General features: G+C 63.6%; 10 protein-coding genes. 4 read left to right on the top strand and 6 right to left on the bottom strand.

Annotated features, from left to right (window positions below):
- Positions 1-16 precede the first annotated feature (16 nt).
- Positions 17-1,168 (bottom strand): sulfotransferase family protein, encoded by a 1,152-nt coding sequence (locus tag I41_RS20635; protein WP_168207054.1) that lies wholly within the window; start codon positions 1,166-1,168, stop codon positions 17-19.
- Between the two features lie 534 nt (positions 1,169-1,702).
- On the opposite strand from I41_RS20635, the gene I41_RS20630 reads away from it, so the two are divergent.
- Entirely contained in the window at positions 1,703-4,801 is a 3,099-nt protein-coding gene (locus I41_RS20630; protein ID WP_145434804.1) for a tetratricopeptide repeat protein, read from the top strand.
- A complete protein-coding gene (locus I41_RS20625; RefSeq protein WP_145434803.1) occupies positions 4,798-5,856 on the top strand; it encodes a tetratricopeptide repeat protein in 1,059 nt (352 codons plus the stop codon). Before I41_RS20630 ends, I41_RS20625 begins: the two co-directional genes overlap by 4 nt.
- A 262-nt stretch (positions 5,857-6,118) precedes the next feature.
- Here the strand turns inward: I41_RS20625 and xerD are convergent, their stop codons facing one another.
- Positions 6,119-7,057, bottom strand: coding sequence for a site-specific tyrosine recombinase XerD (xerD, locus tag I41_RS20620; RefSeq protein WP_145434802.1), 939 nt, complete (start codon positions 7,055-7,057; stop codon positions 6,119-6,121).
- Between the two features lie 219 nt (positions 7,058-7,276).
- Here xerD and I41_RS20615 point away from each other — a divergent pair, with 219 nt between their 5' ends.
- Together I41_RS20615 and I41_RS20610 are read left to right on the top strand one after the other, a co-directional pair.
- Positions 7,277-8,488: a 1-acyl-sn-glycerol-3-phosphate acyltransferase gene (locus I41_RS20615; RefSeq protein WP_145434801.1), complete on the top strand. Its 1,212-nt coding sequence runs from the start codon at positions 7,277-7,279 to the stop codon at positions 8,486-8,488.
- Between the two features lie 86 nt (positions 8,489-8,574).
- Complete coding sequence (locus tag I41_RS20610) at positions 8,575-9,669, top strand: 3'-5' exoribonuclease YhaM family protein (RefSeq protein WP_145434800.1); 1,095 nt, start codon at positions 8,575-8,577, stop codon at positions 9,667-9,669.
- A gap of 88 nt (positions 9,670-9,757) precedes the next feature.
- Here I41_RS20610 and I41_RS20605 read toward each other — a convergent pair whose 3' ends face one another.
- The 4 genes from I41_RS20605 to rpmE form a co-directional block, all read right to left on the bottom strand.
- A complete protein-coding gene (locus I41_RS20605) occupies positions 9,758-10,531 on the bottom strand; it encodes a DUF4261 domain-containing protein (protein ID WP_145434799.1) in 774 nt (257 codons plus the stop codon).
- Complete coding sequence (gene prmC, locus I41_RS20600; protein WP_145434798.1) at positions 10,528-11,487, bottom strand: peptide chain release factor N(5)-glutamine methyltransferase; 960 nt, start codon at positions 11,485-11,487, stop codon at positions 10,528-10,530. The genes I41_RS20605 and prmC overlap by 4 nt, the downstream gene beginning before the upstream one ends.
- A 237-nt stretch (positions 11,488-11,724) precedes the next feature.
- The gene (prfA, locus tag I41_RS20595) at positions 11,725-12,798 is read right to left on the bottom strand and encodes a peptide chain release factor 1 (RefSeq protein ID WP_145434797.1); all 1,074 of its coding nucleotides are present in this window, start codon (positions 12,796-12,798) and stop codon (positions 11,725-11,727) included.
- A 168-nt stretch (positions 12,799-12,966) separates the two neighbouring features.
- The gene (gene rpmE, locus I41_RS20590; RefSeq protein WP_145434796.1) at positions 12,967-13,218 is read right to left on the bottom strand and encodes a 50S ribosomal protein L31; all 252 of its coding nucleotides are present in this window, start codon (positions 13,216-13,218) and stop codon (positions 12,967-12,969) included.
- Between the last annotated feature and the right edge of the window lie 826 nt (positions 13,219-14,044).

Genomic DNA, 14,044 nt, shown 5'->3' with positions numbered 1-14,044 from the left:
GGGGCAGCAGAAGCGCCTACACGTAACCGAACTCTTCAAAATAGCGCGCCCACTCGCGGCGAATGCGCTCGCTTGACTCGCCGTCGATCGAGTGTCGATTGGTCCGATAGTTCTTCACGTCGTCCAAGTGATCATCGAGCGCCGGCTCCACGCGAGCAAAGTCGCCCAACTCCAGCCGCTCGTAAATCGAGCGGAGCTGCGACTTCGGATCGTCGACGAGATCTTCGTAGCGCAGCTCGACCAGTTGATGCGGCGGCAGCAACTGGCGATCCTCGAGGTAAGCGTCGTACATTCGCCGCAGCGAGTCGATGACGAAGTCTTCCAGCCAGCGATCTTCCCGCACGGCCTGCAATCCCTCTTCGGCGTTCAGCGAACGCCACAGCCCGAGCGTCGACCGAAACAGGGCGTGAGGATCGCGCGAAATATGGACGAACTTCGCGTCCGGAAACATTTCCAGCAGCGTGCGCACCCGCGCAGTGTGCGCCGGAGATTTGATCACGATCCGCCGGTTATCCTGAAACGTCAGCCGTTTGCAGAATTGCAACAGCTGGTGCTTCCACGCTTCGCGTTTGGCGACGGGAAGGTCGCGCAGCGTCAGGTATTCGGGATACGCCTCGCCTCGGTTGGGAAACATCGTGGAGAGGTAAGGCGTCGGCACGCCAAGGCTCTGAAGGGCGAACTCGTCTTCCATGGGGCGGTCCCAACCAGCCGCCATGTTGTCCATCGGTCGGCGCTCGGGAACGAAGACGCCGATCCACGGCACGAGCTTCCGCTCGGTCAGCACGAAATGATGCGGCGTGAAGCATTGGTAGGTGGTGAAGTACGTATGCTGCGGATCGCGGATCATCAGCTCGTGCAGAAACGTCGTCCCCGATCGCCAATGCCCCAGGATGAAGATCGGCGGCGCTACGAGTTCGGTCGCCTCGACCTGGCGGCCGTAGAGGGCGCTGTCGACGGCAGCGAGCACCGAGTTGAGCGCCGTGAAGCCAGTGACCGCGACGGTCATTGGCATGCGACTTGGCGAGACGGCCAAGCGGTTGCGCGTGAGTTCGCGCAACCAAGTCGAGAGCCGCATGCCATGCCAAAAGCGCGGCATGTACCACGACATGGGATGTTTGACCGTCCGCTCTGGCTGAGGAGCTTTCGCGGGCTCGGTGATAGCGCTCATGAAGATTTCGTGCCGCGAGTGACCTTGGCGGCGTCTGGTTGGGCTCGAGCAGGTCGGCGAGCGGTCCATCGTAACGCGCCGCCCGCCGGCGAGCCATCGCTCGCGGCGCGGCGCGGAAAATCGGATAACGGCGACCCGCGCACTAGCTGACAGGCGTGCGGTCGCGTCGCCTGGGGCCGGTCCTTCGCAGAATGGAGGCGCCCGTGATTGACGCTGGGCGTTCGCCGCGTCGCCAGCTGTCCGACGACGTCCCCGGCCGCCTCGGTTGCCAGCGCCACCGTTACAGACGCTCCAAGCGGCGAACCGCTCGCGACTGGCCGACGCCGGCGAGGGGCGACGCCATTTTCAGCCGAGAAAGCTTTGTCCCCCCGCAACCGTCCCGTTAAGATGAAGGTGGAACAGAGAGCGAATTGGCGTAAGGCGTTGGCCCGGCGTCGGTTCCTTCTCAAAAGCTCGAACTGTAACGACGCCTTCTCTGCCGTAAACCGAGTGGTCGGCGCCGTCGTTGCGTCAACGTTTCGGCTACCTTCGCCTGTGACTCGAATTCGTCTCTTTCCAGTGCGCGGACTCGCGGCCGCGATCGGTTGGATCGGCTGCGCCGGTTTGATGCTGGCCGCCGCGCCGGTTGACGCAGCCGATGCGAACGCGGTGTTTACCGAGGCGCTGCGCAAGCGGGGATGGGACGACACGGCGGTCGAGTACCTCCATTGGGTGGAATCATCGCCGCTGGCGACGCCGGAGTTCGCCAAGGAATTGCCTTACCAGCGGGCGCTCAGCGTCGCGGCCCGCGCTCGGCAGACGCGCAATCGCGCCGAGCGCGAGCGAATGCTCAACGAGGCCGCGGCCGACTTTGAGAAGTTCGCCGCTCAAGAAGCCGAATCGACCGCCGCGATCGACGCGCGACGCCAGTCCGCGAATATCTACGCCGAGCAGGCGCTCGTGCTGCTGGCAGAGTCGCGGCAACTGCCCGACAACGCGACGGCGCAGCGTGCCGAACTTGCCGAGAAGGCTCGAGAGCTCCTCGCCAAGGCATCCGCGGCTGCGGCGCAAGTCGTGAAGACCACCACCGCGCAGATTGCCGCGCTGCCTAAGGCGGGCGCGATTCAGGCCGACGCGGCGGCCAAGGCTCGGCGCGATCAACTCCGCGATCGTCAAGTCGAAGCCCGCTTTCTCGTGGCGCGGCTAGACTTCGAGCAAGCGGCCACGTTCGAGCGCGATTCGCCCCCGTTCAAGAAGGCGCTCGATACGGCGACGAAGGAGTTCGGCGAACTGGTCGAAGAGTATCGAGATTCGCTCGTCGGCACGTCGAGCCGATTTTATCAGGGCCGGTGCGCCCAGGAGTTGGGAGAGTACCAGCAGGCCCTCGGGTGCTACGAAGACATCACCCGCCTGCCGGCCGACAATCCCGAGTTTCGCCGCTGGGCGGCCCGAGCGCACCGCCATCGCACCGAGTCGTTGTTAGCGCTCGACAAAGTCGACGATGCAATTAGTCAAAGCGAGGACTGGCTCGCAGCCTCCAAGCCAGCGGAGCGGCAACAGCCCGAATGGCTCGAAGTGGCGTATCGTTTGGCCGATGCTTATCAAGCGAAGATCAAAGAGGGAAAGCTTGGCGATAGCGAAGCGAAGCGGATCCAGGCGAATGCGCGCAATCTGGTGCGCGAGGCGTCGCAACATCCGAACGAGTTCCGCCAGCAGGCCCAAGTGGCGCTGGCGGCCTTGGCGCCGGCGTCGACGCCCGGCGGGAAACCCAAGTCTTTCGACGAGGCCTTCAAAGCGGGCAAGACCGCCATCGAGTTGTGGAACTCGTCGAACGCCGCGGCGAAGCTCGCCGAAGAAAACAATCCGGAGGCCGTCGACGAGCTTCAGAAGCAGGCTCGCGACAACCGCGCCGAGGCCCGGCGCATGCTCGAAGCTTCGCTCGGGTTGGCCGCTGCCGATACGCCCATCGACGAGCTCAACACGGCCCGTTACTTCCTCAGCGTGCTGTACTGGGAGGACAAGCAGCTCCATGAGGCCGCCGTGTTGTCGGAGTTTCTCGCGACGCACTACCCCGAGAATCCGTTTGCCGCCAGCGCTGCCAAGGTGGCGCTGGCCGCGTATGAAGCCCTCTCCATCGAAGCGCGGGGGGCGAAAAGCGCCGAGAGCGGAGGCGAGGCGGCTCTCCCCTCGTACGAATCATCCAAGCTTGCCGAGTTGGCCGAGCTCGTCGCCACTCGCTGGCCCGAGTCGCCCGAAGCCGCCTCCGCCGCGAATGTGCTGATTCAAGCGGCGCTCCGCGAGAACCGTCTGGAAGACGCCGAAGCGCTGCTCGAACGTCTGCCGGCCGAGAGTCGCGGCGCGGCCCAGCTTAGCTTGGGCGCGGGATTGTGGACGAAGTACCTGAGGGCCACCGCCGGCAGTCGCGAGAATCCGAGCGAGGAGGCGATTGCCCTTCGCGAGAAGGCCGGCGCCATCCTCGGCAAGGGCTTCGCCGCGCTGCGCGAGCAAGGAACTTCCAACTACGCTGCCGCCGTCGGCGCCCTGTACTTGTCCCAATACTTGCTGGCCAATGGTGACGCTGAGCAAGCCGTCAGCGTTCTCGAGAACGAGAAGGTCGGCCCCCTCACGCTTGTTGAGGGGGGAGCCGAGACGGTTCAGAACGCTGAGTTCATTCTCGGAACGTACACCGCTGCCCTGCGGGCGTATCTTTCCACCGAACAGCCCGACCGCGAAAAAGCGCAGCGGATGATGGAGGCGCTGGAAAAGTTTGCCGAGTCTGGCGGCGACGCGCCGAAACTAACCGACGTTTACCTGGGGCTCGGCGGTCAGCTGCAGCGACAGTTGAAGGAGCTTAACGCGTCGGGGCAAAGCGACAAAGCCAAGCGCGTCGCCGACGCCTTCGGCGACGTACTGCAGCGCGTCTCGGCCCGCCCGGACGCCGACCAGTGGCGGGTGCGGGGCTGGATCGCTCAAACCAACTTGCAACTGGGGCAGGAACTCGCTGGGGACGAAGCCAAACCCTACATCGATCGCGCGACGGCTGCGTACGATGCAATGCTCAAAGCGGCGATCGCGGACCCCAAGTACGCGCCCGAGCCGGGGGCGATCCTGGGCGTTCGCATGCGATTGGCCGAGTGTCTCGCCGCCACGGGCCAGCATGAGGAGGCCGTGAAGCAATTCGGCGCCATCCTGGCTGAGAAGCCGAATATGCTCGATCTGCAAAAGGGCGCCGCCGTTGCCTTGCAGCAGTGGGGCATCCAAAAGCGCGACGTCGACGCTCTCGATCGTTCCATCCGCGGCGATCTGCGCCAGAAAAATGGCAAGAACCTGATCTGGGGCTGGCTTCAATTGGCGTCCATCGCCAATGCGGCGGCAGCGCAAGCCGCCAAAGCGTCGCCCGTCACCGAAGAGACGCGTCAGCGGGCCAATCGATTCGAGACATTGTTCTTCGAGGCACGCTACAACGTCGCCAAGTCGAGATTTCTTGCCGGCAAAGTCGCGCCCGACGAGGCCAAGCGACGCGAGCAATTGGAAGCCGCCAAGACGAACATTGAGCAGATGGCGAAGCTGTATCCCGGCCTCGGCGGGCCGAATTGGAAACCGCTGTTCGACGAGTTGCTGAAGCAAGTCAACTTGGAGCTTGAGAAAAAGTGAACTGCATTTCAATGAGTCGTCGGCTGCTGCTGCAAACGACCGCCTGGGCGTTTTTAGCGCTCACCCTGGCGCCAACTGCCTTTGCCCAGAGCACGATCGATCGCATTCGCCGCCACAACGGCGTCGATAGCGGCAAGGTCGCCGCCATCACGCCGCTGGGGGTGACCATCTCCAAGAGCGGCGTCGAATCGACTGTCCCGTCGGAAGAGATTGAGGCGATTACCTTTGGCGGCGAACCGCCGGGATTGAATACGGCACGCAACGCCCTGCAGACGGGCCGCCCGCAAGAGGCGTTGGAGTCGCTCGCCAAGATCGATGCCACCGACGTGACGCGCGAGGAAGTGATCGCCGACGTCGACTTTTACACGGCGCTGGCGAAAGCGCGGCTGGCGCTGGCCGGCAGCGGCGCTCCCGACGCCGCCGCGGCTGATGTGCGCGCCTTCATGGCCAAACATGGCAAGAGCTTTCACTTGCCGCAAGCGATCGAGACGCTGGGCGACCTGTTGATGGCGGCGGGGCAACCGTCGAACGCCCGCACCGAGTACGCCAAACTAGCGAAGGCCAAGTCGCCCTACTTCGAGCTCAACAGCGCCTTGCTAGTGGGCCGCACCTATCAAGCCGAAGGCGATCACGCGAAGGCGATCGCGGAGTTCGCTAAGGTCGTCGCCTCGACCGACGATGGAGCGCAAATCGCCTCGCTAAAACTGGCAGCGACGCTCGACCGCGCCGTGAGTCAGGCGGCGGCGGGACAAGTGAAGGAGGCGACCGCCGCGATCAGCGACATCATTGCCAAGGCGCCGCCGGAAGACGCAACGCTACTAGCCCGCGCCTACAACGCTCTGGGCGACTGCTACCTGCAAAGAAAAGACCCGCGCGGGGCCCTGTTCGCATTCCTCCACGTCGACCTTCTCTACAGCCAAGAGGCAGAGTCCCATGCGAAGGCGCTTCACGAGCTGATTCCGCTGTGGAAGAACGTGGGGCGCGACAGTCGGGCGCAAGAAGCGGCCGAAAAGCTTGCCGAAAAGTACCCTGGCAGCCGCTGGGCGAAGCAGTAGCGCGTGGCGGCGTCCAGCAGCGCCATTCGGCACGCCACTAAGTCATTCGCTACGCCACGATGTCATTCGGCACGCCACCACGTCATTCTGAGCGAAGTGAAGAATCTAGCAGCTCGTTCGACTCGCCAGATCCTTCGCTCCGCTCAGGATGACAAGTGGGTCAGGATGACAAGCGGGTCAGGATGACAAGCGGGTCAGGATGACAAGCGGGTCAGGATGACAAGCGGGTCAGGATGACAAGCGGGTCAGGATGACAAGCGGGTCACGCGCGCGGATGAAAGCTCTGATGGACTTTCTTCAGTCGCGTGTGATCGACGTGCGTGTAGATCTGCGTCGTTGCAATGCTCGCGTGGCCGAGTAGTTCTTGAACCTGACGGAGGTCGGCGCCGCCGGCCAGGAGGTGGGTCGCGAAACTGTGACGCAGGGAGTGGGGGCTCACTTCCGGCGACGCGCCGACGCGCGCCGCATAGCGTTTAAGCAGCTCCCAAATCCGTTCCCGCCGCAATCGATCGCCCCGCGTCGACAGCAGAACCCATCCCGGCGTCGGCGAACGGTGGCCGGCCAGCTTGCCGCGCTCCTCGCGCAGATAGCGCTCGACCGCTTCGACCGCGCGACGGCCAAGCGGCACGATTCGCTGCTTGTCGCCCTTGCCGCGGCAAATGCAATACCGTTCGGCAAGATGCAGATCGCGGAGGGCGAGGTTGGAGAGTTCCGAGACCCGACAACCGGTGGCGTAGAGCAGCTCCAAGAGCGCACGGTCGCGCATCCACAGTCCGTCCGATCGCCGGGGAGCCCCCAACAACTGGTCAACTTGCAGAGGCGACATCACTTCCGGCACCCGCTGCCAGAGTTTCGGCGATCCGAGCAGCTCCGCCTCGTTCTCCGCCAGCACGCCCTCTAACTGCAGGTAGCGGAAGAAGACTTTGAGCGACGCCACATGACGGACGACGCTCTTTGGCGCCAGTTGCTGCTCGGCCAGCCACGCGGGATAGCGGGCCAGCTCGCTCACCCTCAGCTGTCCCAACTGCCGATTGCCGAGCCACTTGAAGAGTCGTTTCAGGTCGCGCCCGTACGCGGCGACGGTATTCTCCGCCAGGTGGCACTCGGTGCGCAAGTAGCGCACGAACGACTCCTGCCAGCGGGCAGCGTCGTTCTCAGCCGCCTCGCGGCGGGGCTTGATGACTTTCTTGATCGGCTTCACGTGCGACAGCCGTCCTAGTCTTTTGAAGCGAAGAATTGAACCGCCCGACCAAACAAAGTATCGACACCCCAGCAGACCGGACTGGGCAGAACGCCGGAAACTGCGGTATCTTTTCAGTGCGGTCGCGATTGAGCGACCTGGGCAAAGTTTGCGGGGCGGCCGAGGGTTCTGGTCCTGCAGCAAGTTACCGTCGTTGAGTGAGTCAGCAGACAATCACGGATGCAAAACGTCGTCATTGAAGAGCCGTACAAGTTCATCCCCCCGATCTACTCCAAGATCTGGCCCGAACTGCTCCGCTACTACATCCCGCACTGGATCAAGAAGACTTACGGCATCTATTCGGTCGAAACTCGCGATGGCGAGAAGCTGAAAGCGTCGCTCGCCGCCGGCAACAGCGTAATCCTGGCGCCGAACCATTGCCGCCTCTCCGATCCGCTCACGTTCGTCCAACTTTCGCGCATCGCCAAGTGCGATCTCCACGCGATGGCGTCGTGGCATTTATTCATGGAGAGCCGGTTGAGCCGCTTCATGCTCCGCCGCGTCGGCGCATTCAGCGTCTACCGCGAAGGAGTCGATCGGCAGGCTATCAGCACGGCCGTCGACATTCTCGTCGACGGCAAGCGGCCGCTTGTGATTTTCGCCGAAGGCGCCATCTCGCGCCACAACGACGAGCTGATGCCGCTGATGGACGGCACGGCGTTCATCGCTCGCACGGCCGCGAAGCGCCGCGAGAAGATCCCCGGCGCCGGCGCCGTCGTGATTCATCCCGTGGCGATTCGCTACTTCTTCAAGGGCGACCTCGAAGCGACGGTTACGCCCGTACTGGAGGAAATCGAGGGACACTTTTCCTGGTTTCCGCAACAGGACAAGCCGCTGGTGCAGCGATTGCAGCAGATCGGCCAAGCGCTGCTCTCCCTCAAGGAGATCGAGTACTTCGGCTCGGCCCGCACTGGCGACTTCTACGAGCGCGTCGACAACCTGATTGAGGACGTGCTGACGAAGCTGGAAACGCGGTGGAGCATTATCGAACCCGCTGAGGGCGTGGTAGCGCGCGTGAAAAACCTGCGGGCCGCGATTCTACCGGCTCTGCTCGCGAAGGAGACGTCCGACGTCGATCGCCAGCAGTTCCGCAAACAGCTCGCCGCTTGCTACTACGTGCAGCAGATGTCCCATTACCCACGCAACTACGTGCGACTCTCGCAGAAGAATATCAAGGAGCATATTCTCGAAACGGTCGAGCGTTTCGAGGAAGACTTTACCGATGAGATCCGGGTTCATCGGCCGCTGCACGCCGTCGTCCAAGTCGGCGATCCAATTCCTGTGAATAGCCGCCGCGACCGCGAATCGAAGGTCGATCCGGTAATGGAGGCGCTGCGGACCCAACTCGGCGGGATGCTGAAAAAGCTCTCGGAAGAGTCGCCGCGAATCTAAGCGGCAGGCCTTCTGATGGCAAGCGATTTCGTCCCTTGGTATCTTATCACTTGCGAAACCGCTCCTGCCTTTTGTAGCTCACCGCCATGCCAGCCGCTACTGCGACTACCGTCCTGCTCGCCGAACTCGCCAATGGCCAGGAGGCCGACTTCTTCGCGCTGCTGACGGCGAAGGAGACGCTCACCACCCGCGACGGGAAGCCCTACTTCCGGGTAACGTTCCGCGATGCGAAGCGCGAGGTGAGCTTCCCCATCTGGGGCGATGCGCCCCTCGCCGCCGCGTGCCGCGATCAGTGGACCGTCGGCGAGTTCTTCAAACTGCGGGCGACCTACCGCGAAACGAACTTCGGGCCGCAGCTCGATATCCGCCGCATCCGCGCGGTGAACGACGAGGACGTCGCCGCGGGGTTCGACTCGGCGATGTGTCTGCCGAAAGCTCGCGTCGACGCGGCGGTGATGTTCGACGAGCTGCGAAAGCTGGTCGTAAAATCTGTCAAGGACGAGGCGGTGTCGACGCTGGTGGTCGCGATCCTCGATGCAAATCGCGAGACGCTGCTCAAACTTCCCGCCGCGACTCATAATCATCATGCTTACGCCGGCGGATTTCTGGAGCATGTGCTGAGCGTGACGAAGACGTGCGTCTATCTGGCTGACAAGTACGCCGAGATGTGCCCCGAAATGCAGCCGCCGCTCGATAAGGATCAGGTGATCGCGGGGGGCGTGCTGCATGACATCGGCAAGCTGCGCGAGCTGGAACTCACGCCGATGGGGGCCGAGTACTCGCCGGCCGGCGTGCTCATCGGCCATATGTTGCAGGGGCGGGACATCCTGCGTGAGATGGCGGCGCAGCATCCGATCGATCCAGAGAAGCTGCTGCGGTTGGAACATATCATCATCGCGCACCAGCGGCTGCCGGAGTGGGGGGCGCCGAAGCCGCCGATGACGCCGGAGGCCCTGCTGGTTCACTACGCGGACGATATGGACGCAAAGCTCCAGATGATGATGGCGACGCTCGCCAGCGAGCCGCACAGCGGGCCGCTCACGAGCAGCAAGAATCCGCTACGGCAGCGGATTTATCGCGGGCCGCTCGTCATTGCCGAGCGCGGGCCGGGGGAGGATGGCGGCGGGATCGATTCAGCGGCTGCCGGGGTCGGGGACGATCCGGATCGCTTGGAGGAGTAACGCATTACTGTCATTCTGAGCGGAGCGAAGAATCTAGGAGCTCGTTTGACGCGATAGATCCTTCGCTTCGCTCAGGATGACACACTTCTCAGCTGCCGTTGACTTCAAACTGGAGTTGAATTACCTCTAAATCGCCGCCGAGCATTGAGGGGCCGCGGTGGGCGGTCACCTGCACCGCATCGGTGAGGCCGATCGTGTCGCCGTCGCGGATGACTTTCTTCTGGTCGATCAGATAATGGGCGAAGTTGTAGACGAAATCGAGCAGTTCCTGCGGACTGCCGTCGAAGCGTTCGACTTCGATCTCGCTCTCGCCGAGGGCTTCGAGCCCCGTCGAGTAAAGTCGATAGACGCCGTCTTCGGTCTGCTCGACGCGGAAGTCGATCCAAAGGAACAGCGGCAAGTTGTCGGGCCGCATCTGGATTGCTTGTTCGGCGAACGCCCCCGGCGCGTGGACCAATCGGCCCGGCCCCCAGAAGACGCCGACGCTCGGCGTTGCCGCAACGGTGGCCGCGGTCAGCCGCGTGAGAGTGGCCGCCTTCTCGATTGACTTGCCTCCTTCGTCGACCACCGCCACCAACAGGTGCGCCGCATGGTCGCGCATCTCCTCGGGCGCCTCGGGCCAATACCACGCCGTCGCGCACGGGCCTTCCAGCTGCGACCAGGGAATCGGCCGCGGGATCAGCGTGATCGCCGCGGTAAGATCGCCGATCGTGAACGTCAGCAGCTTGTCGGTGGCGCTGGCCAGCGCCGGCTGTGGATCGTCGGGGAAGCGCTCGCCGTACCAGGCGGCGAGATGCTCGAACGTCGGCAGCACCGGCTGCTCCAGCGCCACCAAGGCTAACCAACGCAGCGGATGACTCATCGCTCCTCCTTTCGCCGTGCTTGAACGACGCGAGCCAGGCCCGCCATGTCTTTCTGCGTCGGCCGACGTTCGAGTCGCGGCTCGGCCTCCAACAGTTGCTCGACGCGATCGACGATCGTCGGGCTGATCTCCATCAGCAGCCATCCTCCGGGACGCAGCCGCTCCGCCGCTTGCGGGATGAGGCGCTCGATCACAGTGGTCCCCTCCGGGCCGCCGTCGAGGGCCAGCGTCGGTTCGTAGCGTTTTACGTCGACGGCCAACTGCTGCATCTCCGCGCTCGTGATGTACGGCGGATTGCTGACGATCAAATCGAACTTCCGCTCCGCGGGGACGGCGGCGAAGAGGTCGCTTTCGATCGCTTCGATCCGGTCGCTCACCTTCGTCCGCTCGGCGTTGCCTTGAGCGACCTGCAGCGCGGCAGGGCTGACGTCGATCATCGTCACGGTCGCCGTCGGCAGGTGCTTCGCGAGGGTGACGGCGATGATGCCGCTGCCGGCGCCGACGTCAGCGATCGCCATCGGCTTTGCCGGCGGGGGCGTCGGTTTGGCAGCGGGAGCTTCTGGGGCGTCGTCGGTTTCGGTTCGCTCCGGCGGGTCGTTGACCCGCGGCTGGGGTTTGGCGATGTCCAGCGCGCGGACAACGAGCAGCTCGGTATCGGGGCGCGGGATCAGCACGTCTGGCGTCACGGTGAACGGCAGCGAGAAGAACTCGCGGTGCCCCACTAGGTAGGCCACCGGTTTGCCGGCGGCCCGCTGCTTGATCAGCTCGCGGAATTTCGCCCTCAGCTCTTCGCTCGCAGGCTGCTCGAACGCCGTGTAGAGCTCGATTCGCTTGCACCCGCGGACGTGGGCCAGCAGCACCTCGGCGTCGAGCCGCGGCGACTCGGCGCCCTTCTCCTTGAGGAAATCGGTCGTCCAGTTAAGGAGCCGGCCGATAGTCCACGGTGCGTCTGACATGATGAATTTGAACCGCCAAGGACGCCAAGTTCGTTGATGAAACAGTGCGCCAAGGAAATACGGGTGTGTTCACCACAACGGCACAACGAGCACGACGGAAATCCAAATACGACAAGAATCAAAGAAGGCGGAAAACTATCTCAATCCATCTTCTTCGTTGTGCTCGTCGTGTCGTGGTGGTGCTACTAGTTTTCTATTAACAACCTTGGCGCTCTTGGCGTCCTTGGCGGTTAAGTCTTATTCGGTTGCGGCGAAGGCGTCGCGGAGTTGCTGGCGGTCGTAGTCGATCAGGGCGTCGGTCACCGGTTGGAGGTTGCCGGCAATGATCTGGTCGAGCTTGTAAAGCGTGAGCCCAATGCGGTGATCGGTCACGCGATTGTCGGGGAAATTGTACGTCCGGATCCGTTGACTGCGATCGCCCGAGCCGACGAGCGTCTTGCGTTCCTCGGAGCGCTTCTTCTCCTCGGCCTCGCGCTTCACCTCGTAGACGCGGGCTTTGAGGACGCGCAGCGCCTTGGCGAGGTTCTTGTGCTGGCTCTTTTCGTCCTGGCACTGCACGACGATGCCAGTCTCATAGTGGGTGAGCCGCACGGCCGATTCGGTCTTGTTGACGTGCTGACCGCCGGGGCCGCTGGCGCAGAACTTATCGAGGCGATAGTCGTCGGGCTTGATGTCGACTTCCACGTCTTCCGGCTCGGGCATCACGGCGACCGTGGCGGCCGAGGTGTGGATGCGGCCCTGCGTTTCGGTGGCGGGAACGCGCTGCACGCGATGGCCGCCCGACTCGTACTGCAATTCGCGGTAGACGCCTTCCCCTTCGATGGAGAGGGAGATTTCCTTGAAGCCGCCGAGCTCGGTGGCGCTGTGATCGAGGACCTCGATCTTCCACCGCTTCGTCTCGGCGTGCCGCTTGTACATTTCGTACAGGTCGCGGGCGAAGAGGGCCGCTTCGTCGCCGCCGGTGCCGCCGCGAATTTCCATCACGCAGCGGGTGCGATTGGCGTCGGCGCCGCCGAGGGTGAGGGTGAGCAACTCGTTCCAAAGCTCTTCGCGCGCCTCGATCAGCCCCGGCAACTCGGCCTCGGCCAGCTCGCGCATGTCGAGGTCGTCGCCCTCGGCCAACTCGCGGGCCTCGGCAATTTGGAGGTTCAGCTCTTTGAACCGCCGGTACTTCGTGGCGAGCCGATTGAGCGAACCATGCTCGCGGATCGCGGCGGTGAGCTTCGGCGAATCGCTGAGGATGACGGGGTCGACGAGCTGGCGCTCGAGTTCCTCGAAACGGTGGAGAGTTTTTTCGAGGAGATCGCGCATGGGGAGAAGGCTGTAGGCTGGTGAGTGTAGGCGGTAGGAACTCAGGCGGGGGGAGCGCGGACGGGCGCTGCTGATTCCCCTCCCTAGCCCTCCCCTCATCGGGGATGGGGACCAGAAAGCGCGCGGCCGCGGCTGGACGCCGGCGGGTGAGCGCTGGAGTTCCTGTCGCTACTTCTCGGCCGTCGCCTTTTCGGCCTTCTTCTTGCCGAGGCTGGCGTAGCCGGCGGCGGAGAACTTGTTCTTGAACTTCTCGATACGGCCGGCCGTGTCGACGAACTTCAGCTTGCCGGTGAAGAAGGGATGGCAGGCGCTGCAGATATCGAGCTTCAGCTCCTTGCGGGTGCTGCGGGTGGTGAAGCTGTTGCCGCAGCCGCAGGTGACCTGCGTGACGTAGTACTCGGGATGGACGTCGGCTTTCATAGCGATGATTCCTAAAACGGGGCGAATCAAGGATTTTATCGGTCGGGCGGCGGGGGAACAAGAGCTGGAGGCGGTCGCTAGGGATTAGTGACTGGTGACAGGAGGGGACAAGAGTTGCCGGGACGGGAACTGTCAGGCCTGAACCAGTCACCCTGAGGTACTCCGAAGGGTCCGGCCAGATTCCTCGGAATCCCTCGGAATGACGGCCCCGACGGCAATGCAGGTGAAAAAGGGCTGGTTTTTGCGTGTCGGCGATGGTGGCCGTGTCGACCAAGGCGGCCATCGGCGTTTCGTTGACCAACATGGGCGCGGTCGGTTTTTGCGACAGCGGGTGGTGGGTGGAAAGCAGGATCTGTCGCACGCGGGCAGTGCATGAAGATCTGCAGGAGGGGTCTCCGACCCCGAACCGGCGTGGCGACCCCAACGTGGCTGGTGGTGGCGAGCGGAATCGGCGTCGGCGGCGCCTCCCACAGCAAACTTCCTGTACTAGGTCTGTCGTGGGCAAAGTGTCGCGAAACGCGTTTTTGGCGACACAAAGCGGAAGTTGTTGGGAGATATGGGGTTGTGGTGTCGCCAAGGGTGTCGCGGCGGCGATTTGTCGCGACAGGATGGGCGACAGGCGGGGTGGCTGGGTATTTGAGGCGAGCGCACAGAGGGAGCCCTCGTCGCGCGACTGATAGCCCCGGGCTCCGCCCGGGGGTCGGCTTGCATGCCGGTGCGCGTCCTCGACTGCGACGCTACCCCCCGGCGGACAACATAATGCAATAGCTAGCACGCGTCGCTAACGGTAAAAAGGCCCGCGTTCCAGGCTGTTCCTAGAGACCTG

It is taken from the genome of Lacipirellula limnantheis, assembly GCF_007746075.1.
GTDB classification, from domain to species: Bacteria; Planctomycetota; Planctomycetia; order Pirellulales; family Lacipirellulaceae; genus Lacipirellula; species Lacipirellula limnantheis.
The sequence above is the reverse complement of the archived record's forward strand: the minus strand, read 5'-3'. Positions and strand labels throughout refer to the sequence as shown.

Bases quoted from the DNA above. Each gene is read 5' to 3' on its own strand.
- I41_RS20635 (WP_168207054.1), bottom strand. From the start codon at position 1,168: ATGAGCGCTATCACCGAGCCCGCGAAAGCTCCTCAGCCAGAGCGGACG.
- I41_RS20615 (WP_145434801.1), top strand. From the start codon at position 7,277: ATGCAAAACGTCGTCATTGAAGAGCCGTACAAGTTCATCCCCCCGATC.
- I41_RS20610 (WP_145434800.1), top strand. From the start codon at position 8,575: ATGCCAGCCGCTACTGCGACTACCGTCCTGCTCGCCGAACTCGCCAAT.
- I41_RS20605 (WP_145434799.1), bottom strand. From the start codon at position 10,531: ATGAGTCATCCGCTGCGTTGGTTAGCCTTGGTGGCGCTGGAGCAGCCG.
- prmC (WP_145434798.1), bottom strand. From the start codon at position 11,487: ATGTCAGACGCACCGTGGACTATCGGCCGGCTCCTTAACTGGACGACC.
- prfA (WP_145434797.1), bottom strand. From the start codon at position 12,798: ATGCGCGATCTCCTCGAAAAAACTCTCCACCGTTTCGAGGAACTCGAG.
- rpmE (WP_145434796.1), bottom strand. From the start codon at position 13,218: ATGAAAGCCGACGTCCATCCCGAGTACTACGTCACGCAGGTCACCTGC.